The 22,045-nt window shown below is 66.0% G+C and carries 13 protein-coding genes; 9 read left to right on the top strand and 4 right to left on the bottom strand.

The window, feature by feature from the left end:
• The first annotated feature begins 563 nt into the window (after nt 1-563).
• From VFA60_12980 to VFA60_12970, 3 genes are all read left to right on the top strand, one after another.
• Nucleotides 564-7,634: a CARDB domain-containing protein gene (locus VFA60_12980; GenBank protein HZQ92702.1), complete on the top strand. Its 7,071-nt coding sequence runs from the start codon at nt 564-566 to the stop codon at nt 7,632-7,634.
• A 150-nt stretch (nt 7,635-7,784) separates the two neighbouring features.
• Complete coding sequence (locus tag VFA60_12975) at nt 7,785-9,200, top strand: sigma-54 dependent transcriptional regulator (GenBank protein HZQ92701.1); 1,416 nt, start codon at nt 7,785-7,787, stop codon at nt 9,198-9,200.
• 203 nt (nt 9,201-9,403) lie between these two features.
• On the top strand, nt 9,404-9,682 hold the full coding sequence (locus VFA60_12970) for a hypothetical protein (protein ID HZQ92700.1): 279 nt from the start codon (nt 9,404-9,406) through the stop codon (nt 9,680-9,682).
• A gap of 73 nt (nt 9,683-9,755) precedes the next feature.
• On the opposite strand, the gene VFA60_12965 is transcribed toward VFA60_12970, so the two are convergent.
• Genes VFA60_12965 through VFA60_12955 form a run of 3 tightly spaced genes read right to left on the bottom strand, consistent with a single transcriptional unit; the run spans nt 9,756 to nt 15,229 of the window.
• Nucleotides 9,756-11,903 carry an efflux RND transporter periplasmic adaptor subunit gene (locus VFA60_12965; GenBank protein ID HZQ92699.1) on the bottom strand — a complete coding sequence of 716 codons (2,148 nt, stop codon included), beginning with the start codon at nt 11,901-11,903 and terminating at the stop codon, nt 9,756-9,758.
• Nucleotides 11,900-12,787: an efflux RND transporter periplasmic adaptor subunit gene (locus VFA60_12960; GenBank protein HZQ92698.1), complete on the bottom strand. Its 888-nt coding sequence runs from the start codon at nt 12,785-12,787 to the stop codon at nt 11,900-11,902. Before VFA60_12960 ends, VFA60_12965 begins: the two co-directional genes overlap by 4 nt.
• A 30-nt stretch (nt 12,788-12,817) precedes the next feature.
• Nucleotides 12,818-15,229: an efflux RND transporter periplasmic adaptor subunit gene (locus VFA60_12955; GenBank protein HZQ92697.1), complete on the bottom strand. Its 2,412-nt coding sequence runs from the start codon at nt 15,227-15,229 to the stop codon at nt 12,818-12,820.
• 158 nt (nt 15,230-15,387) lie between these two features.
• Between VFA60_12955 and VFA60_12950 the strand changes: the two genes are divergently transcribed.
• Complete coding sequence (locus VFA60_12950; GenBank protein HZQ92696.1) at nt 15,388-15,753, top strand: STAS domain-containing protein; 366 nt, start codon at nt 15,388-15,390, stop codon at nt 15,751-15,753.
• Between the two features lie 11 nt (nt 15,754-15,764).
• Here VFA60_12950 and VFA60_12945 read toward each other — a convergent pair whose 3' ends face one another.
• Complete coding sequence (locus tag VFA60_12945; protein HZQ92695.1) at nt 15,765-16,208, bottom strand: ATP-binding protein; 444 nt, start codon at nt 16,206-16,208, stop codon at nt 15,765-15,767.
• A gap of 261 nt (nt 16,209-16,469) precedes the next feature.
• Between VFA60_12945 and dps the strand changes: the two genes are divergently transcribed.
• From dps to VFA60_12920, 5 genes are all read left to right on the top strand, one after another.
• Nucleotides 16,470-16,976 carry a DNA starvation/stationary phase protection protein Dps gene (gene dps, locus VFA60_12940; GenBank protein ID HZQ92694.1) on the top strand — a complete coding sequence of 169 codons (507 nt, stop codon included), beginning with the start codon at nt 16,470-16,472 and terminating at the stop codon, nt 16,974-16,976.
• A gap of 80 nt (nt 16,977-17,056) precedes the next feature.
• A complete protein-coding gene (locus tag VFA60_12935; GenBank protein HZQ92693.1) occupies nt 17,057-18,511 on the top strand; it encodes a TolC family protein in 1,455 nt (484 codons plus the stop codon).
• A 5-nt stretch (nt 18,512-18,516) separates the two neighbouring features.
• Entirely contained in the window at nt 18,517-19,794 is a 1,278-nt protein-coding gene (locus tag VFA60_12930; protein HZQ92692.1) for an HlyD family secretion protein, read from the top strand.
• Nucleotides 19,791-21,374, top strand: a complete 1,584-nt coding sequence (locus VFA60_12925) for a DHA2 family efflux MFS transporter permease subunit (protein HZQ92691.1) — start codon at nt 19,791-19,793, stop codon at nt 21,372-21,374. Before VFA60_12930 ends, VFA60_12925 begins: the two co-directional genes overlap by 4 nt.
• 17 nt (nt 21,375-21,391) lie before the next feature.
• Nucleotides 21,392-22,024 carry a cytidylate kinase-like family protein gene (locus VFA60_12920; protein ID HZQ92690.1) on the top strand — a complete coding sequence of 211 codons (633 nt, stop codon included), beginning with the start codon at nt 21,392-21,394 and terminating at the stop codon, nt 22,022-22,024.
• The last annotated feature ends 21 nt before the right edge of the window (nt 22,025-22,045 follow it).

Here is a 22,045-nt window from a genome sequence, read left to right as displayed (position 1 = left end):
GCCAGAAAACGGCGCGGCCAGTCCGAGACGGTCTGCCCGGATTCGGGGGCAGCCCGGCGGGGTGACTGGTTGACAGGGCGACTGAAGACTCGGCGCGAGAAGCCGCGCCGATTGGCGTCCATAGATGGTGCGGTCATAGGGCGGCGCTGTCAAGTGAGTTTTCGAGGCAAAAGGCTCATGGCAAAAGCACTTAAGGTAATCGCCCGAGCGCAAGGGAAATCGGCGGGGAGGGCTTCAGCAACTCGCAATTTTCTTGACAGGTGAAACTCTTAATCAAATAATTCGCGCCGAAGCCTTCCCCAGAGAAAAGCAGGCGTAACTCAGTCCCCAACACGCCAAAAGCGGGCGTGTGGGGGGTTCCAAGCGCAAGGTGCCAGCGTACTTGTACCCGGTTTCCGGCGTAGTTCAGTGCTGACGGCGGGCGCGGGCGGAAGTGTGTCCGCGGGCTGGCGAGCTGAACGCGAGACGGGCTTAACCCACGTCAGCGTCGCCGAAGACGCGACGCGAACGCGGGGGACGAATCGGGCGGGACCGGGACTGTTGAAGAGGGGAACAGAGGAACTATGAATCGTCGTCCGGTCGTCGGTTGCCTTCTGGGCGTGTTGTTGGCGGCAGTCCAGCCACTGGAAGCCGCTCCGCCCCCTAAGCCCACGGTGAACACGAAGGCGGGCAGCATCACGGCGCTGCTCCCGGTGGCGCACATTGTGCGCGGCAGCGGCAAGGCACAGACGTCGACGGACGCCAAGAAGGGCTCGGAACTGGTATGGCAGGACCTGGTGCGCACGGAGAAGGGCGGACGGGCGCGCATCCAGTTGCTGGATGAATCGATTCTCTCGGTCGGGTCGCAGGCCGAACTGCGCATCGTGCAGCACGATGCGCGCTCGCAGCAGACGTCGCTGGCGCTGACGTACGGGCGAATGCGGGCCGAGGTCACCAAGATCACGCGCGACGGCGGCAGCTTCCAGTTGCGCACGCCGACGGCGGTTGCCGGCGTCATCGGAACGCATTTTTCGTCGAACGCGTCGGCGTCGAACACCGACTTCGTCTGCTTTGACGGCGATACGAAGATCGGCAACGCCGATCCGAGCGTGGGCGGGGAAGAGCATTGCGGCGCGGGCGACTTCGTGAGCGTGCCGGGCGGCAAGGCGCCGTCGAAGCGCAAAGCCACCCCGCAGGAGATGCAGGAGGCGTTGCAGGAAACCGCCGCGGGCGTGCTAAGCGCGCTGGCGCCGGGAGCGCTGCTGGTGGGCACGGCGGTGGACGCGGTCGCGACGGGTTCGAACCTGGGCGGCGTGAACAAAGTCACGGTTGCCGGCGGCGGCGTGCAGGCGAGATTGAATCCGGGCGGCACGAACACGGCGGTGAACGTACACATCGCGGCGGATGCGAATGCGGCGCCGGGCCCGCGCACGATCACGTTCAGCCGCTCCAAGGGCGCTGACGTGGTGGCGGTCATCAACATCCAGGGTGCGCCGACCGGGGACGCTGCGGCCTTGCGCAAGGGCTACGAAGACCTGATCGAGCAGGAGCGAACGTCGGCGCTGACAGCGCTGGGCGGCGTGGCCGACCAGATTGCCAACCAGGCAGCGCAATCGAAATCGGAAATTGACAGCGCCAACAAGCAGAACCGCGACGTGAGCCGCGCCGACTCCGACCTGCAGGCGCAGGTGGACGCGGTGCGCTCGGCGGCCGAGCGGGCGCGCTCGGCGATCGAGCAGGCGGCGGGCACGGCGCAGTCGGACTTGAAGGCGCGCTTCGACGCGGCGCAGCAGGCGCTCAACGGGCGCGCGCCCGATGAGGCATTCAACCAAGCCCTGGCCGGCGCTTTCAACGAGGTGAACGGCACGCTGCAGGGCGCGCTGCGAGCGGCCGGGGAAGGGTTGGGCGGGGCCGCGAACAATGCCAGCGGCAACATTGCGCAGATCACGCAGAACTGGCTCGACCAGTTGCGCGGCAGCCCGGCGGGCGGCGGGGCGCTGGGCGAGCAGTCGGTGGAAGTGGGGAACAGCTTCCGATACACGGCGCCCAGTGGCGGCGGCGCGAACATCACCAGCTATGAGTGGTCGCTGTGCGCGGCGAGCGGATCGTGCAATCCGCTGCCGGGCTTTACCTCGAGCGCGCCGGACTTCACGGCGGTGACCTGCTCGCTGCAGCCGGGCGACTACCGCGTGCGCCTGGTGACGACGGACGCTTCGGGCAACAAGAACACCACGGATACGACGCTGCACGTGCTGCCCACGGCGTACGACGATCCGCCGACCACGCTGCGCAACCTGGCTGACGCGTACGTGGCCCTGCAGTCTTCGCGCTTCCTCGGGTACTTCGACGCGACGCAGTTCTCCGGCTACACGCAGCTGCAGGAGAACGTGCGGCGCACGTTCCAGACGCTGGCCTCGATGAACATCAACCTGCGCATCTCGCAGGCGCAGGTGAACTGCAACGACGCCACGGTGCGCGCCGACTGGGAGCAAAACTACTCGTTCCAGAACAATCCCAACCTGGTCTACCACCAGGTGGAACAGCTTTCGGTACGGATGTCGCGGGAATCGGGCGACGGCTGGCGCATTGTGGACTTCCAGGGCGACAACGGCACGGTGCAGGGCCTGCCGCCCGGACCGCAGACCAGCGACGCCGCGCTGCCGGACATTGAAGTGCAGATCACGAATGTGACGTCGGTGAGCGGGGCAGTGCCGGTGAAAGGAGCGCGCGCGCAGGCGAGCCGCGGCCCGGCGACAACAAGCAACGATCCCACGCCGATCCCGACCGGCAGCGTGCAGGTGACGGCGACGGTGACGAATGTGGGCAAAGCGCCGCTGACGCAGACCGTCAAGGTGCGATTGTCTCTTACCGACAGCGCCGGCACAGAGATTGGCGGGACCGACGTGGATGTTGCGCCGCCGCTCGCGCCTGGACAAAGCGTGCAGGTGAGCGGACGCATCACCGTGCCGAACCTGACGCCGGGCACGCCCGGGCAGCTGGTCGGAATCGGCAATCCGGGATGCGTGGTGCAGACGGCGAGCTGCGGAACCACGAGCACCGACGTGGTGCCGGTGGTGATCGGCAACGTTGACCTGGCGGTGCAGAGCTTCACGGCGACGAACCTGATCGGGACGCTAGCGGGCGTGGTGAACGTCACGATCCGGAACCTTGGCAGCACGGGATCGTCGCCCTCGAGCAACAACCTGGTGGTGACGAGCGCTGACTTCCCCGGGTTCCAATTCAGCGCCGGCATACCGGCGATCCCTTCGGGCCAGTCGGTGGTGGCGCCGATTCCGGTGATCTGGCCGAACGGTTCGGGAACGCACAACTTCCAGGTGCGCATCACTCCGGCGGCGCAATTCGACAACAACGCCGCCAACGACACGCTGACCGCCAGCCTCACGCTGACGGCGGCGCAGATCGACCTCTCGATGGTGAACCTGGCCTTCACGGCCGCCGGCGGTCCGCCGTTCCTGGCGGGTCAGAACCGCGGGGTGACGTTCCAGGTCCACAACACGGGGAACGTGCCCTCGAACGCAGCTGACACGTTCGCGTGCTCCCTGACCGGGCCCCTGGGAACGCGGAGCCTGGGGTCGAACACGATTCCGGTCGTGCAGCCGAACACGACCGGCGGAACGATCACCTTCAATTTCGTGGTCCCCACCAATTTCGCGGGCGCGAACACGCTGAGCTGCACGATCAACAAGGACCCGCTGGAAAGCTCGGGCGCGCTGGGGAACAACTCGCTGACGCTGGCCGCGCAGACGAACGGGAACATCGACCTGACGGTGCCGGCGCCGGCCACGCAGATCATCGGGCAGATGGGCGGGGCGGGCACGATCACGATCCGCGTGAACAATACCGGGCTCGACGATGCGCCGGCGGGCTACGACGTGGTGCTCAGGATCAACGGGAGCCCGGTGGGATCGGGGACGGGACCGAATGTTCCGGCGGGCGGCAGCGCCCTGGCAACGGTCAACGTAAACGTGCCACAGCTGGCGGCGGCGCCGGCTGACATCACGGGCTCGCTGCAGGTTGACGTGAACACCAACAACGCAGTGCAGGAAACCAACACCGCGAACAACACTCTGACGACCAGCATCCGACTAGTGGACTTCACGCTGACAACGCTGCCCACCTCGACGGTGCAGCTCATCAACGGCCGGGCGGCCAGCGTGCCTGCGGTGCAGATCAATCCGGCGAGTTATCCGCTGACGGTGACCGTGAGCTACACGGGCGCGCCGTCGGGGCTGGCGGCCAGCGGCGCCAACGGCACGACGCTGGGTGGGACGGTGTCGAGCGGGCCGGGGCCGTTCACGGCCAACATCACGGGAACGGTGGGCGGTGTGACGCACGCCGCCAACCAGCCGATTGTGTTCCAGGTGCTGAGCGAGATCGCGATGAACAGCAGTCCGGTGGCGGTCCAAGCCGGTGGTCCGACGCAGGCCCTGACAGTGAGCGTGAGCGGCGGCATCTTTCCGCTTCAACTCTCGATCACATTGCCGGGCGGCATCAGCACGCCCAATCCGCTCACGCAAGTCTTGAACACGCCCGGAAATGTGACCTGGAACGTGCAGGCAGCGACGGGGCTGGCGCTGGGCAATCTGACGGCGGTTGTGCACGCCACCGACGGCGGAATTCCCACCAGCAATGTGCCGGCCGGCAACGTGAACTTCAACGCCACGATCATCGTGACCAACGCGCCGCCGCAGGCCAACTACGTGCCGCTGACGATGCAGATCGCCGGGCACGGGCCTGCGCCCTTCACCGGCCCGAACTCACTGACGGTGGGCGAAAGCCTGAACATCACGGTGCCGGTCAAGAACATCGGCAGTCTCAGCCCGACCGGGTTCATCGTGGTCTCGATCGCGTGCATCGGCGCGTGCAATCCGCCGTTCCAGACGTCGGTGCCGGCGCCGGCGGCGGGGCAAACCGCGAACGCGTTTTTCACCATACCCTCGGCGCTGACATCGCAGGTGCCGCCGGGCCCGTACACGGCCACCATCAGCCTGACCACGTCCATCACGCAGTCCACCGCCGACGATTCCATTACCATACCGGTGAACGTGAATGCGGCCAGCGGCACGCCGGACTTCGCTTTGCAGAATGTGGCGCTGGGCGGCACGACGACGGGGCGCAACACCACGACCAACCCGATCCTGTTCGGGGAGACGTTCCAGATTGGCCTCACGGTGAACAACCACGGCACCGGGCCGAGCCTGAATCCGATTGAGATCGGGGCGAGCATAGGAGGCAGGCTGGTTGGGTTCAAGGAACTCAGTTCGTCTCTGGCCGCAGGCGCCTCAACGAACGTGACCATGGACGTGTGGATGCCGGACGATCCCACCATGAGCAACGCCGTGCAGGTCCATCTGTTCGTCGTCTCGGCCCAGGGCGAAACCAACCTGGTGGACAACTTCGCGACGCTGAACGTCACGGCGTCGAACTGGGAACTGGTGGTGCAGCCGGGTTCGCCGGGCGAGTCGAGCGCAAACCCAATACCGTTCACACCGCCGGCGGTCATCAACGCCAACACGACCATCAAGGCGCGGCTGGTGGGGGGCAGCGGGTCCTTGACGGTCCCATTGCCGATCAGCGTAAGCCTGACCAGTACCCACATCACCGTGCCCACGTTCCCGGCGCAACTGAACGCCGGCAACAACTTCAGCGGTACGGTGACGGTGCATGAGGACGCGTTGACGCCGGACGCGCTGTACTACGCGCAGGTGGTGGCGACGTTGCCCGCGCCTACCTTCCTGACGGACTCGAACCTGGTGACGACGCGGGACGCCAAGCGCGGGGCGACCATCTTCATCAACACGATCGTGCTGCCGGCGTTCACCGACAGCATCTCCATCAACACGAACACCGGCCACAACTCGATCGAGAGTCCGCTGCAGATCAACGGGTTCCTGCGCGAGCCGTTCAGCGTGACGGCGACGCGGACGAGCTGCATCGGGTCGATCGGGCCGCCGCCGCCGTGTCCCGGTACGCTCGATATGACCTTCGTGGACCAGGACCAGATCATCACCAGTCCGCAGCAGATCAAGGGAGTGGCTTGGAGAACGCCCGCCGGGGCGCAGGCCCAGGCCACGCTGGACCTGGACGGGTTTGTGGTGGAAGGCAATCCGACGAGCACCGTCTCGGCGGAGGCGTTCTCGGTGTCTTCGGCGCGCGACAACCCGCAGACGGGAGTGGTGCAACCGGTTGGGACACTGTACTACCGTATCGGCGATTTGCTGCTGAACAACGGGGGCGCGTGCGTGCGCGTGCCGCCCGGCGGCAGCGGTTCGCTGGCGGTGAATTTCATCGCCGACAACGGCTTCAACATTCCGACCGTCAACTGGGCGTGGGAGACCAACGAGTTTCCGTTTGCGGGGGGCGGGCTGAGCGTGAACATCCCCACCGGAAGCAGCACGTTTACCGGGAACGGGTACACGGCCCTGCCCACATTCCAGTTCAACAGTTCAGCCACGGCCGCCAATGCGCCGCTCGACCTGCAGAGCGTGTTCTTCGACGTGACGGTGACCAATGGCAACGACACGGTGACCGCCACGTTCCTCGACCTGGCGGTTGATATGTCGGCAGCCGGCGGACTTTGTGGGGGGGGCACGGCGCCGGGCGTTGCCACGGCGAAACGCGGGTCGTGGAGCCGCGGGGCCAGCGGGAGCGCGGCGCGCCGCCAGGGCGCAAAGCGAGGAAGCGGGGGCGGGCTGCCCGATTTGAGCATCAGCGCCGCGGACGTGTCATTCAGCCCGTCGCTGCCGCGCGCCGGGGACACGGTGGCGGTGCGCTTCCGGATCACAAACAAGGGCACCGGCGCGGCGCACAAAGTGCCGGTCGCGTTGCAGGTGAACGGGGTGACCGTGGCCAGCGACACGTTTGACGTGGCCGCGGGCGGCGGCACGCTGGGTGCGCTGGAGTGGAGCAACGCGCGGGTGGGCGGGTCGCGCGGCCGGCGCGGGCAGCGCTTCCCGGCTTCGGGCGCGGGGAGCGCCACCGACGCTGGGGCCGCGGCGGGAGGGGCCGTCTCGCCCGGCCTCGCGCTCAACCTGGCGGTGGTGATCGATCCCGAGCGCACGCTCACGCAGCAGACCAGCGGGGTCAAGTCGGTGACGGTTCCGCATTTCGTGCTGCGTCCGGACGAAAGCGGCGCATTGGCGGATGAACTGGCGGCCGCGGGGCCGGAGCAGAGGCTGGTGGTGGAAGTGAGCGAGTCGGGTTGCACGGGCCTGCGGCTGTCGTCGGGCGCGAGCGGCGGTTGCGACAACGCCGATGTGGAGTTCAGCGTGGTTGACCTAGGGGCGGGCAACTACCGTCTGCAATCGCAGAACGGCATTGCCGACCTGGGCTTCAACCAGGACGCGGCGGCGGCGAACGCGTCGTTGGCGCCGTTCAGCACGAGCGCGACGGGCCTGGCGGGACACACCTACGCCGTCCGGCTGAACAACGGCCACGTGGGCATGCTGACATTGCGCGCCATCCGCAATCCGCGGCAGCTCGACGCGCGTTCGCGGACGGTGTTCACGCGCAACGGCGCCGGCCAGCTGATTCGCCAGCTCGGCGGCGGTACCGGACCGGTGCAGCCGGGTGACACATCAGGCGCAAGCGGCGAGGCACGCGTGTATTTCGACGTGACCTTCCGCGGTCAGTAGCGCCAGCGCGGACCCGAATGACCGTTGGGGCCGGTTGAGGCCGGCCCCATTCCCTTCAAATCATCGGCCCGGGGTTGCGCAGCGCATTGGAATTCGGCAGCGCAGATGGGGGATAATCCGCCGCGTTTCACGTTTGCCTGAGGGGAACGGATGGCATCACCCGGCGCGCGTGTTTCCGAATCCCGCAACGTTGCGGTGGTGTGCGCCGACGCTGGGATCGTGGCCGGCGTGCAGTCGCTCTTGGAGGGTGACTTTCAGGTGCTGCACGTGGATTCGCCGAGCGGCGTTGAGGTGCTGACGGCGCGCATGCCGGTGGCCGGCATCGTGCTCGACGCGGAGCTGCGCGACCAGCCGCTGGATTCGGCGCTGGTGTCGCTGGAGGTGCTACGGCGGCGTTATCCGCATTTCGCCATCCTGGCGCTGACGCGCACGCAGACACCGGAGACGCGCGTCCGGCTGACGCAGGCGGGCGCCGACGAGGTGCTGGGCGCGCCGCTGGAAATGTCGGAGCTGAAGCCGGCGCTGACGGCCGCGCTGGAGCGGCGCTCGGCGCAGGCGGAAGCGTGGCGAGCCGCCGATCCGCTGGGGGGCGGCTACTCGTTCTGCGAGCTGATCGGCGCCAGCGAAGCCATGCGCAACGTGTACAGCGCCATCCTGCGGGTGGCGCAGAGCGATACGTCGGTGGTGATCCGCGGCGAGAGCGGGACCGGCAAGGAGCTGGTGGCGCGCAGCATCGTGTCGCTGGGTCCGCGGCGCGACAAACCGTTCATCAGCCTGAATTGCGCGGCCTTGCCCGAGCATCTGATCGAAGCGGAGCTGTTCGGACACGAGAAGGGCGCGTTTACCGGCGCCGTCACTTCGCGTGCCGGGCAGATCGAGCTGGCCGACGGCGGCACGCTCTTTCTCGACGAGATCGCCACGCTGTCGCTGGGGCTGCAGAGCAAGCTGCTGCGGGTGCTGGAAGACCGGGCGGTGCAGCGGCTGGGCGGCAACTCGTCACGCAAGATCGATTTCCGCCTGCTGACCGCGACCCACGAGAACCTGGAGCAGATGGTGAAGGAAGGCCGCTTCCGCAGCGACCTCTATTACCGGATTCACGTGGTGCCGATCCTGATACCGCCGCTGCGGGAGCGCGAGGGCGACATTGCGCTGCTCACCGACCACTTCCTCCGACTGTATTGCGCCGCCAACCACGTGCCGCTGAAGCGGCTGGATCTGGAGGCGCTGGAAGTCCTGGAGGAGAATACCTGGCCGGGGAACGTGCGCGAGCTGCAAAACCTGATTCAGCGGCTGGTGCTGATGGTGGAGGGCAAGACAATCGCGGTGCACCACCTGCCGCAGCAGATCCTGTACAGCAGCACCACCAAGCACGAAGCGCTCCTGATCCCTGCCGAGGGCATCGACTTCGATAAAGAGATGGAGAAGATCGAGGCGGCCTACCTGCGGGCTGCCCTGCGCCGGGCTGGCGGCAAGAAAACGGTAGCGGCGGCGCTGCTTCGCCTGAACCAGCAGCGGATGAAGTATCTCTGCCGAAAATATCGCGCCGACCTCGATGGCGAAGGTTAAAAATTAACCGCGCGAAGGTGAAAGTTTAATTTTTCACCTTTACACAGGGGCCTGCGGTCGCTGTGCGCGACGAATCGCTGCTCTAGATAAAACCAATAAAATGAGTGATATACGTTATGTCCTTACCAAGGTACAGGTACTTTGGTGCGGCGAATGCAATGAGGGAAGACGTAGTCAATCCAAAATCTACAAGCGAGGATGGTATGGAGAAGAAGTCACTCATTAAGAGCCGCGCGGCTGCGAAGAAGGCCATTCTGGCATCGCGTACCGGCGGCCGTGAGTTCGGCAGCGTGACCCCGGAATCGGTCTCGATCGAATCTGCGAGCGGCGCTGGGATTGATAGTGCCAGCGGCATGGGTCTGGATTCGGCCAGCGGCACGGGCCTGGACAGCGCCAGCGGCACGGGTCTGGACAGCGCCAGCGGCGCCGGTCTGGACAGCGCCAGCGGCACGGGCGTTGACAGCGCCGTCAGCATGAAGTAGACGGACTTTCCCCCTGAAACGACAACGGGCTGCGCTCAATGCGCAGCCCATTTTTTGTTGTTTGACGAAGTTGCTACCAGATGCGGCGGGCGATGGCGTGGACGAGAGGTTCCAACAGCAACCCGGCCAGGCTGCGGCGAGGGCCGAAGACCCTGGCGGTTCCCGCCATCCCCGGTGAAAGACGGCCGTCGGCGTTGTACACGGTGGCGGTGAGGACGTACATGGCCGGTGGCCGCATTCCCTGATACTTCACGGGAGGCTCAAGGCCAGGTTCCATTTCGCGCGCGGCCGGCGAGACGGAAATGCTGACGGCCGGGACGCGGCCCACGAAACCGTCGATGTGGAGACCGATGCGGCGGATGTCGCGAAAGCGGTAAATCTCAGTTTCCGGAACGTAGATCTCGGCGCGCAGAGACGATGTGTCTTCCACCTCGGCAAAGGGCGTACCTTCCGTGAGGTAAGAGCCGCGGAGGTCGGACAGCCGGGGGGTGACCACGGTGCCGGAAATGGGCGAGGCGATGCTCAAGCGCCGGCGCTGATCGTCGGCGAGGCGGAGCGCTTGTTCCATGCGGCGGCGCTGCTGGTCGGCGGCGGCGAACGCGGTGTAGCGCAGCTGAGCCTGGGTGGCGCGAGCGACGGCAACGCGGTAGTCAGCTTGAGCGCGAGCGGCGGATGTTTCCACATCGAGATTGCGCAGCCGTCCCAGAAGGTCGCCGGCACGCACGTGGTCGCCCTCGGCGGCGAAGACGCCGGCAACCGTGCCAGCGACCTGGGCGCGGAGCACGGCGCGGGCAGCGGGCTGGAGGAGGAAGCGGCCCTTGAATGAATCGCGCCAGACGGGGAGCAGGCCAAACAGCGCCAGCAGGGCGGCGGCGGCGGCGAATTTGCGCCAGTGAATACCCATAAATTCCTTCTTATCGAGGTAAAGAGCGCGCACGAACTGGGTGAGTTTCTGAATACGTGAGCGGAAGATACGAAGCGCCAGCAGCAGCGCCGGGATGAAGGCCCATTCCGGGGAAAAGTGATAGGTGATCTTGTAGGTGAGCCGCACGAAGAACAGGAGGACAAAGTAACAATAAGCGCCGGAGACGACGGCATAGGAGAGCAGACCCAGGCGGCGAGGGAGCGGCATGGGCGGGACCGTGGCGGGCATGCGGAACACGTACTTGCGCAGCGTGGCCGAAAGCAGGGCATTGGCCTGGCCGCGCAGGTCGAAGAAGCGGCAAATCTCGCAGAGCAGGTAGTAGCCGTCGAGCTTGGTGAGCGGGTTCCAATTCACGAGCACGACGAAGATGCCGCCGCTCAGGATGAACTTATAGGCAATTTCGTGGATCCAGGTTCCGGGCGTGGTGAACCACCAGACGACGCTGATGATGGAGCAGAGGTAGATTTCCGAGAGCACGCCCGAGGCGACGGTGAGGATGCGCGCCCAGCGTCCGCCATAGACCCACACCTGCGAGGTGTCGCAGAACATGGCGGGCAGCAGGTAGACGAGGAACATGCCCATCTTGTGCGACTCGCCGCCGAAGTGTTTGCACGTCATTCCGTGCGCGCTCTCATGAAGGACGGCGAGGAGGATGAAGATGACGAAGAACTCAACGATGTCCCAAGCGTTTTTGTTAGTGAAGTTGTAGAAGAGGACGCTGTCGTTCCAGACCTCGCTCCAGCGCGAGCCCAGGATGATGCACATGACGACAAACATCACAGCGCCGGACAGCGCGAACCAACCGGTGTAGACCCACCAAAACTTGCTGTGCAGCCAGGTCAGATAGCGGTCGGGATCGAAGTAAACGATGTGGATGCTGGATAGATCGCCGACGAGGCGGCGCTTGGTGACGCGCGAATGGCGGTGCTGCTGGAGCTTCTGGTAGAGGATGATGCTTTCTTCCTGCGGCGTGCGGTACCAGAAGTCGCCCTTGTCGAGATTGTCGGCGAAGCGGCGGACGGTGGCTTCGTCGGTATGGATGCCCGTTTTCTGGCGGAAGGCGGCGGCCACCTGCGCGTAGGAACGCTTGCCGTCGAAGAGCAGGGCGAGCTGATACTGCTGCGGCGTGAGGCGGAACAGGAGGGTCGTGCCGGGGACGGCGGTGTGGTACATCTTGCCCTCGCGCTCCATGTGCTCGCGGACCACGAGGTTGGGGTGCACGCGCGGGAACGTCTCCAGGGCGCGTGCTGAAGGAGTTTCCGGCAGCGCCTCCTTCAGCGCCTCGGCGATGTTCATTTGGCCTTCCTGACGCGCACGCTGGCGGTCATGCCGGGCAGCAGGCCGGCGGCGGCGCCGGTGAGCTGCGCCTGCACTTCGATGCTGCCGCTGGCCGGGTCTACGACCGGGCTCACGCGCGTGATCCGGGCGGCGTATTCCGCGGTGGAAGCGGGGGCGGTGACGGTGACCGGATCGGCCACCGCGACCTTGCCTGCGAACTCCTGCGGCAGGGTGAACTTCACACTCAGCGGCCCGGTGGCCGTCACCCAGAACATGCGGTCGTTGTTGGCCACGCGCTGGCCTTCGCGGATGTAGCGGCGGGCCACGACGCCGTCGAAGGGCGCGAGGATGCGCGTCTTCTCCAGTTCGAGGGTGAGGGAGCGCAGCATGGCGCGGTTCTCGCGGATGATTTCCGCCTCGCGCCTGGTCTGGAACCGCTGGCCTTCGAGCTTGTAGCGAGCATGGTCGAGCTGCTGGCGCGTCTGCAGGCCGGCGTCGTACATCTGTTGCGCGATGTTGAGGTCGTTTTCCAGGACGCGGGTCTCGGCTTCGAAGTCCTTGAGGTTTTGCTCCATGCTGGCGACCTTGGCCTCGGCGGCTTCCTTGTCGGCCTGGAGCTGGCGGTCGTCGAGCTGGGCGAGAAGCTGACCTTTGCTGACGCGGGCGCCGGTGTCAGCCGCGATATGCGCCACAACGCCGTCGCGCTGGGCGAGGACGTCGAGCTGGTTCTCGACCACGATGGGGCCGGAGGCCTCGAACAGTGCGGAATCAGCCGGTTTCGAGGCGGCCGTGGTGGAGAGCGGCGCGGCCGCGGCGGCTTCCGCCGGGCGCGAATCGCTGCACCCGCACAGGGCCAGCATCAACGCCGAGGCGATGAGTGCATTCAAGATCGTGCTACGCACCGGAACCTCCTGAGTCTCACCCGATACTGCTTACCAGCCTACCCACGACCAGATCTTGGACCACAGCCACGCGGCGGGCGTGCGGAAGAAGACGTAGCCTGCCGGGCGCCAGCCCGTCCAAACCTTGCCCATGCCCTGCATGCCTGGGCGCAGGGCGCCGTCGGGATTGGGGACCTCGGCGCGGGCGTAAAACACGCGATGGTCGCCCTGCGGCGTGCCGGCGGGGCTGACGACGGTGACGCGTCCGTGAAATTTGCGCGTGGGGAAGCTTTCCAGCTTCAGCGCCAGTTCTTCGCCGGAGCGGAGCAGCGGCAGGTCCTGCTGATCAACGGTCACGTCCACGCTGGCGCGGGAAGAGTCCACCACTTGCGCGAACAGGTCGCCGACCTCGAGCTTGTGGCCGGCGAGTTCTTCGACGCGTGCGGTAGCGACGATGCCATTGATCGGGGAGCGGAGCTTTGTGTGCTCAAGGCGGGCGCGAGCGCGCTCCACCTCCGACTGCCAGAACTCGGCCTGCACGCGCTGCACGCCGGCTTCGCCGCCGTCGTTGGCGGCGAGGGCCTGGTTCATGGCGGCGACGGCGGTGGCGTACTTGGCTTCGGCGCCGGCCAGGGCGCCGCGGTAGTCCCAGTCCTCCATGTCGGCAAGGACGGCGCCGGCGGCGACGCGGTCGCCTTCTTTCACGTAGACGTTGCGCACGACGCCTTCGACTTCGGCCTGGATGCGGGCGGTATCGAGCGGCGCGACGACGGCTTCGCCTTCCACGCGCATGGGCAACGGGCATACGGCGAGGAAAAGGACCAGCGCGGCGGCGGCAATGGCCAGCGCGGTGCGCCGCTTCTTTTCCATGCGCATGAACGCCTGTTTCTTCTGGATGAGCGGCTCGAGGACGCCGATGAAGGGCACCTCGGTGTAGAGCGAGGCGTTGCGCACCGCCACCGTGGCCTGGCCGGCGAGCACCTTGATGAACTCGAAGTGGGCGTCGGAGAGGAAGTTGGGGTTGCGGCTCTCGAAGGTCAGGATGCCGAGCAGGCCCTGGTCATCGCGCAGCGGCACGGCGTAGAAGGCGCGGCTGCCGGAGGCGGCGAAATACTCCTGGAACTTGGCGACAGTCTCCTGGCGATCGGCGGCGACCTGGTTGCCGTGCTGGGCGACGAAGAGTTCGTTGCCGGCGTCGGCGGCCCATTCGACGATGTCGCGCAGGCGCCTGACCTGGGGGTCGCTGGCGACAACTTCGGTCTTGCCGGAGATCGCCTTGAGCTGCAGCTTGCCGCTCTGCTCGATGGCGATGGCGGCGCGGTCGTAGGCCATGATGCGCTGCGGGGCGTTGACCACTACCTGGAGCACGCGATCGAGGTTGAGCGTGGAGGTGATCTCGCGGCTGACTTCGACCAGGGTTTCCAGCACTTCGATCTTGCGCTCGGCTTCGAGCAGGCTGGCGTTGTGCAGCGCGCTGCCGGCGGTGATGGCGATGGTGCCGAGATAGAAGCCGTCGTCGTCGTTGAATGAGCGGCCGTCGAGCCGGTTGATGGCTTCGAGCACGCCAACCTGGTAGTTCTGCGAGAGCACGGGAACGGCGATGAGGGTGCGGACGGGCGGCGGCTCGGCGCCGCCGTTTCTCCTGACCAGGCGCTCGTCGGAGGGATTGAAGATGATCACGCCCTTGCCGCTGTCGGAAACCTCACCGGCGATACCTTCGCCCTTGGGCAGGTGCATGCCCTCTTGGACGGTGGTGTCGCCGCCGTGCTGCTTGACCAGCAGCAGGCCGCCCTCTTCTTCCTCCTCCATCCAGAGGTTGACGGCCTCGACCTCGAGCACTTCGGCGATCTTGGAGGTGATGATGGGCAGCAGCTGGTCCATTTGCAGGGTGGAGTTGAACGAGCGCTCAAGGTCGTAGAGCTGGGTGAGGCGGTTGATGGTGGCGAACTGGCCGTTGCGCTCGTCCTCGTAGCCGACGGCGCTGGTGAGCGCGACGGCGGCGTAGTCGAGCAGCGGATCGAGCTCGTGGAGCACCGTGGCATCGAGCGGGCGGTCGAAGGTGAGCACCTCGATCATGCCGACCACGTCGCCGTGGTGGCGAATGGGGGCATAGCCGAGCGAGACCACGGTGCGGCGCACGTCGAGGTGTGCGTAGCTTTCGCGCGGCGTGGAAGAGCCGGAGAGGACCAGCGACGCGCGCCGGGCGCAGGCCTGGCCGAGGGCGCCGGCGTTGCGGGGAATCGAGCCCTTGCGGTGCAGAGTGACGTCGCCGACCACAGCCTTGTGCGCCCAGGCGGGTTGTTGTTTGCCCTCGAGCAGGTACAGCACGACGGCGGAGCCGGGGATGAGTTCGGCAACGCGCGCGGCGATGATCTGCGCGCGCGGCATGACCTCGCGTTCGGCCAGCAGGGAGATGGCGATATCGCGCGTCAAGCCCGCCAGCCCAGGTGTGTGCGCCGCCATCGCTGATGCGACTCCGTATGAATACGGGGGAAGCGAGGAAACGCGTCCCGCGAAGGACTTGAAAAAGCGGGGAGCTTCCCTTAAGGTTTGCGGACTGTAGCAAAGGGCCCAGCAGGTGTCAATGCGATGCGGACTGGGACGAGCCGGAGGGGAGAACTTTGGACATTGACGTTCGCAAGCATTCCGCAGTGCACGTGATCAAATTGCGGGGGCAGTTTCGCCTCGGCCAGGCGGTGGACGAATTTCGCGCCGCCATTGACGGGCTGCTGCGGGAGGGACATCCGCAGATCGTGGTGAACCTGGCGGATGTGCCCATGCTCGATTCCAGCGGCATCGGCGTGCTGGTGAAGTCGCAGACATCGGCCAAGCAGCACGGCGGGGCGGTGAAGCTGGTGAGTCCGAGCAAGTTCGTTCTGCAGACGCTGAAGCTGGTGGGCCTGGTGACGGTGTTCGAGATCCACAACAACGACGCCGCTGCCGTGCAGTCGTTCGGGCCGAGCGGGGCGCAGGCGGCGTCGAGCTGAAGCGGCTTCCCTTACTTCTTCCACATCCTTATTTCAGCGCCGTTGTGCGCGAAGGTGACCTCGTCCATGAGCTGGCGGATGAGGTGAAGGCCGCGACCGTGGTCGCGCTGCAAGCCTTCGCGGGAAAGCGGATCGGCGATGCTGGCGGGGTCGTAGCCGGGGCCGGAGTCGCGCACGGCGATGAGCACGCCGCCCGAGGCGTCGCAGCCTACGATGCAGCGCACGGTCTTGCCGCGATCGGCCCCTGAGCCGTGCACGACAGCATTGACCACGGCTTCGGTGACCGCCAGTGCGATCTCGGCCTGCTTCTGAAGCGAGATTCCGGAGGCGTCCATGAACGCCATCATGGCGTCCACGGCGGCGCCGACGGCTTCCGGGTCGGCGGCCAGGGCGAATTCACGCTGCGCCGGAAAGCGCGCCTGGTCGAGGTTGAAGTCTGGTGCCGGGCTGCTCATAAGCCGCGAACCGAGCGAGGGAAAACGTACGTCGCCGCGGGCGGATTAGCCCCTGCTGTACCACATCCCAGCCGCGCAGCGCCAGCGGAAAGCCGGAAGGCGGAGCGGAGGAGTAACATCGCCTGCGCGGACCAGGACCGTCCCGGGGACGGCGTCCGTTGGCGTTGTTTCGGACCGATTGGGGCCACTGGTCACAGCAAATTTGAAGCCCGGCCCAGCCGACGCTCATCTTTAAATTGCTGTCCATAAGAGGAGAGCTTCATGCCGCCAGCGACTGCCGTTGCGACTTTTCCCACCAGCATTGATATCCCGGAAAAGAACCGGGAGCGCATCATCGGGCTGCTCAACGCGCGCCTGGCCGATGCCACCGACCTGAAGACGCAGACCAAGCACGCGCACTGGAACGTCAAGGGAGAGAACTTCTACCAGCTGCACCTGCTGTTCGACGAAGTTGCCGGACATCTGGAGGAGCACACCGACCTGCTGGCTGAGCGCGCCACCGCGCTGGGAGGAACGGCGCTGGGGACGGCGCGCAACGCGGCCGCCGCGTCGACGCTGCCCGAGTATCCGCAGGAGGCCGTGGATGGGCCAGAGCATGTGCGCGCGCTGGCGGCGCGATTGGCGCAACTGGCGGCGACCGTGCGCGACGCGATCAACAAGTCCGCCGAGTGGGGCGACCCATCCACCGCCGACGTGTTCACCGAAATTTCGCGCTCGCTCGACAAGGACCTCTGGTTCCTGGAGGCGCATCTGCAGGGCCGCCGCTGAGCTGGTGGCAACTCTTCGCGCCTGCCGGAGGAGTTCCGAACTACAGGCCCGCGGGAATCCCATTGTCAGGAGGAGCTGCTTTGAACGCGAAAGCGCCAAGCGCTGTGCTGGCCGCAGTGGCCGTCGTGCTGACAGCGACGGCCGCCGGCCAAAGGAGCAGTGACGAGCACGCCGGGGGCGTGCAGCTGCCCTCCGCGCCCACACTGAACCTGAACCTCAACGCCAGCCAGAACCCGTTTCAGGGCAGCGTGCCCACCGGAAAGGCCAGCGGTGAAGTGATGCCGTTGTCCCTGAAGGAGGCGATCGATCGGGGAATCCGCCAGAACCTCGGGCTGCTGTTCGCTTCGCAGTCCATGGTGAACGCACGCGGCGAGGTATGGCGAAAACTTTCGGAGCTGCTGCCGCAGCTCAATGTGACAACCGCCGAAAGCGTGAATCAGATCAACCTGCAAGCCCTGGGTTTTAACCCGGCGAATTTTCCCGGCCTCAACCCGATCGTTGGGCCGTTCAACTACTTCGACGTGCGCGCCAACCTCTCGGAGGACCTAGCGCTGAAATCGTTTCACAACTGGCGTGCCGCCGGTCACAGCCAGAGAGCGGCGGAGCTTTCCTTCCGCGACGCGCGCGAGCTGGTGGTGCTGGCCGTGGGGGCCACGTACCTGCAGGCGCTGGCTGACGGCGCGCGCATTGACACTGCGCGGGCGCAGGTGCAGACCGCACAGAGCCTCTACGACCGCGCGGTTGACCAGCAGCGGGCGGGCCTGTCGCCCGCGATTGACGTGCTGCGGGCGCGGGTGGAGCTGCAAAGCCTGCAACAGCAGCTGATCGTAGCGGAAAACACGTTTGCCAAGCAGAAGCTGGCGCTGGCGCGCACCATCGGCCTGCCCGCCGGACAGCAGTTCGGCCTGACCGAGAAGGCGCCATACACGCCGCTGACCGACATCACGCTGGAAAGCGCGTTGTCTCGTGCTTATTCCACACGTCAGGATTTTCAGAGCGCCGCGGCGCTGCTGCGCTCGGCCGAGTGGGCCCGACGGGGCGCTTCGGCCGAATATCTTCCCTCGATCTCGATCGATGCGGATTACGGCGACATTGGCGTCACGCCCGGCAACTCGCACGGCACCTTCCACGTGACCGGCACGCTCAAGGTGCCGATCTTTCAGGGCGGCAAGGTGCACGGCGACGTGCTGCAGGCCGATTCACTGCTGCAGCGACGCCGGTCGGAGCTGGAAGACCTGCGCGGCCGCATCGATTTCGAGGTGCGCACCGCATTCCTTGATCTGAAAGCCGCATCCGACCAGGTGGAGGTCGCACGCAGTTCGGTGGACCTGGCGACCCAGGCGCTCGCCCAGGCGCAGGACCGCTTCGCGGCGGGCGTGACCAACAACATTGAGGTCATTCAGGCGCAGCAGTCGCTCGCGGCGGCCAACGAGTCGTACATCAGCAGTGTGTACGCGCACAATGTGGCCAAGCTCTCGCTGGCGCGCGCGGTGGGCATCGCCGAGCAGGGCGTACGCCAATATCTTGGAAAGTAATCAATATGGCGAATCCAGTGGAAGTCGAACCGAAGCAGGAAATGCCGGAGCGTGAAGCTGCGCCGGCGGCGGAGCCAGGCGAGCGCATCACCCTGAGCGATCGCCGGCGGTCGTTTTTTCAGAAGCACCCGGCGATGCGGGTGGTGACGCCGCTGGCGCTCATCCTCGTAGTCGCGGGCACGGTGCTGCTGTGGCGCTACTTTGCGTCGTACGAGTCAACGGACGACGCGCAGGTGGACGGCCACCTGAACACCATCAGCCCGCGCGTGGGCGGCTACGTGATCAAGGTGAACGTGGACGACAACCAGTACGTGGAGGCGGGAACGCTGCTGGTGCAGATCGACCCGCGCGACTACCAGGTGGCGGTGGACCGGGCGCGCGCCGAGCTGGCCGATGCCGAAGCCGCAGCACGGGCCGCGCACGTGAACGTGCCGATCACTTCGGTCAGCACGAGCAGCGGGTTGAGCGCTGCGGAGGCAGACGTGCTGAACGCACAGGCCGGGGTTGCGTGGGCGGAGGGGCAGCAGCAGGCGGCGACCGCCACGCTTCGCCAGGCGGAAGCGAACAACGCGAGGGCGCAGGACGACGTGAAGCGCTACCGTGCGCTAGTGGAAAAGCAGGAGATTTCGCAGCAACAGTACGACCAGGCTGCGACCACCGCGGCGGCAACCGCGGCGGCGGTGGATGCGGCGCGCGCCCTGGCCGCCTCAGCGCAGCAGACAGTGGCGCAGGCACGCAGCAAGACGATCCAGGCGGAGGCGAACCTGCGCGCAGCCAAGACGGCGCCGCAGCAGGTTTCGGCGACACAGGCGAAGGCCGAGTCAGCGATCGCCGCGGTGCAGCGGCGGCGCGCCGAGCTGGCGCAGGCAGAGCTGAACCTGCAATACACCACGGTGCGCGCACCCGTGAACGGCGTGGTGGGGCGCAAGAACGTGGAGCTGGGAGAAAACGTCCAGCCCGGGCAGGCGCTGATGGACGTGATCCCGCTCGACGACGTCTGGGTGACGGCGAACTTCAAAGAGACGCAGCTAAAGAACATGCGCAGCGGGCAGCGGGCGAGCATCAAGGTTGACGCCAACGGCCGCGAGTACAAAGGGCATGTGCTCAGCATCGCAGGCGCCAGCGGCGCCAGGTTCAGCCTGCTGCCGCCGGAGAACGCCACCGGAAACTACGTGAAGGTGGTGCAGCGCATTCCGGTGAAGATCACGCTCGATCCGGGGGAAAACAGCGACCACCAGCTGCGGCCCGGCATGTCGGTGATCCCCAAGGTGAAGGTACAGTGAGCGCAGCCGCAACGCCCATGGAAGAGTGGCGGCCGGGGCACAATCCCTGGATCATTGCGCTGGCGGTCACGCTGGCCACGTTTATGGAGGTGCTCGATACGAGCATCGCCAACGTGGCCCTGCCGCACATTGCCGGCAGCCTCTCGGCCGGACAGGACGAGAGCACGTGGGTGCTCACGTCGTATCTTGTGTCGAATGCCATCGTGCTGCCCCTCAGCGGATGGTTCAGCAACGTCCTGGGCCGCAAGCGCTTTTACATGGGCTGCGTGGCGCTGTTCACGGTGAGCTCGTTTTTGTGCGGGTTGGCGCCGAACCTGGGCACGCTGATCCTATTCCGCGTTATGCAGGGGATGGGCGGCGGCGGATTGCAGCCCAGCGAGCAGGCCATCCTGGCGGACACATTTCCGCCCGCCAAGCGCGGCATGGCGTTTGCGATCTACGGCGTGGCGGTGGTGACCGCGCCGGCGCTGGGGCCGACGCTGGGCGGCTGGATCACCGACAACTACAGCTGGCGCTGGATTTTCTTCATCAACATTCCGGTCGGAATCATTTCGCTGCTGCTGACGTCGCTGCTGGTGGAGGACCCGCCCTATCTGAAGATGCGCCGGAGGCTGTCGAAGCGCACCACGGTGGACTACGTCGGGTTGAGCCTGATCGCGATCGGGCTGGGCGCGCTGCAGGTCGTGCTGGACAAGGGCCAGCGCGAAGACTGGTTCCAATCGCGGTTCATCGTTTCGCTCACGATTACGTTCGTTGTGGCGCTGGCGGTCGCGGTGTGGTGGGAGTGGCGGCACAAGGACCCGATCGTAGACCTGCACCTGTTCCGCGACCGGACGTTTACCAGCGCCAACATCATGTTTTTCATGCTGGGATTCACGCTGCTGGGAAGCACGCTGCTGCTGCCGCTGATGGCGCAGACGCTGCTCGGCTATCCCGCCGAGCTGGCCGGCATGGCGCTTTCGCCGGGCGGATTCACGATCATGCTGCTGCTTCCGCTGGTTGGGTTTCTGCTGGGGCGCTACGACGCGCGCTACCTGTTGATGTTCGGCCTGATCACGCTGGCGCTGTCGCTGTTCCACATGACCACGTTCAACCTCAACATTGATTTTCGAACCGTAGTGCTGGCGCGCGTCCTGCAGGCGGCGGGGCTTGCGTTTCTGTTCGTGCCCATCAACACCGCGGCCTATACGTATCTGCCGCCGGGAAAGAACAACGCGGCGTCTGGCCTGATGAACCTGGCGCGCAACATCGGCAGCAGTGTGGGGATCTCGTTTGTCACGACCATGCTGGAGAGGCGGGCGCAATATCACCACAGCGTGCTCGCCACCCAATTGAACGAGACGAACCCGCAGTTCCGCAGCTTCCTGGCCGGCACGGTGAGCACGCTGATGCAGCGCGGCGCCAGTCCGCACGAGGCCATGCGGCAGGCGTATAGTTTGATCGGGAACGTGGTGGACCGCCAGGCAGCCATGCTTGCCTACGTGGACAACTTCTGGCTGCTGGGCGTGGTTACGCTGGCCATGGCGCCGCTGGTCTTCACCATGAAGAAAGCACGGCCGGGCGCGGTGGTGGCCCACTGATCCAGAGAACTGGGCGAATGCGCATCATCACCATCGAACGCGAATACGGGTGCGGGACTCCCGTCATCGCCGAAAAGCTGGCCAAGCGGCTGGGATGGAAGCTGTGGGACCAGTCGCTGACCGACGAGATCGCCAAGATCGCGCACGTGGATATTTCCGCGGCGAAGCGGTGCGATGAACGACTGGATCCGCTGGTGTACCGGCTGGCGAAGACGTTCTGGCGCGGCAGCTACGAGCGCAGCCTGCCGCTGAGCGATCCCGGCGCTTTCGACACCGACTGCATGGTGGCGATGGTGCAGCAGGTGATCGAGAACGCGGCCAAGCACGGAGAATGCGTCATCGTGGGACGTGGCGCGCCCTACTTCCTTCGCGACCGCAGCGACGCGTTCCACGTGTTTCTCTTTGCGCCGCGCGAGTACAAGGTCCGCCGTCTGATGGAGAGCGGCCAGTCGCAGGAAGCAGCCGAAGAACTGGTGGACACGGTGGACCAGGAGCGCGCGGCGTTCATCAAGAAGTATTTCGGCAAGGACTGGCCGAATCGCCACCTCTATCACCTGATGATCAACACTTCCATGGGCGACGAGCTAGTAGTGGAAACCATCCTGAACTCGATGGCCACGGTGGATCGCGCTGCAGGGGTGGCCCGCTGAGCGCGCCGGTCTGCTAGATTC

The sequence above is a fragment of the Terriglobales bacterium genome, assembly GCA_035651995.1.
Taxonomy (GTDB): Bacteria; Acidobacteriota; Terriglobia; order Terriglobales; family Acidobacteriaceae; genus DASRER01.
Note: the sequence above shows the minus strand (reverse complement) of the source record. Positions and strands in the feature narration are given on the sequence as shown.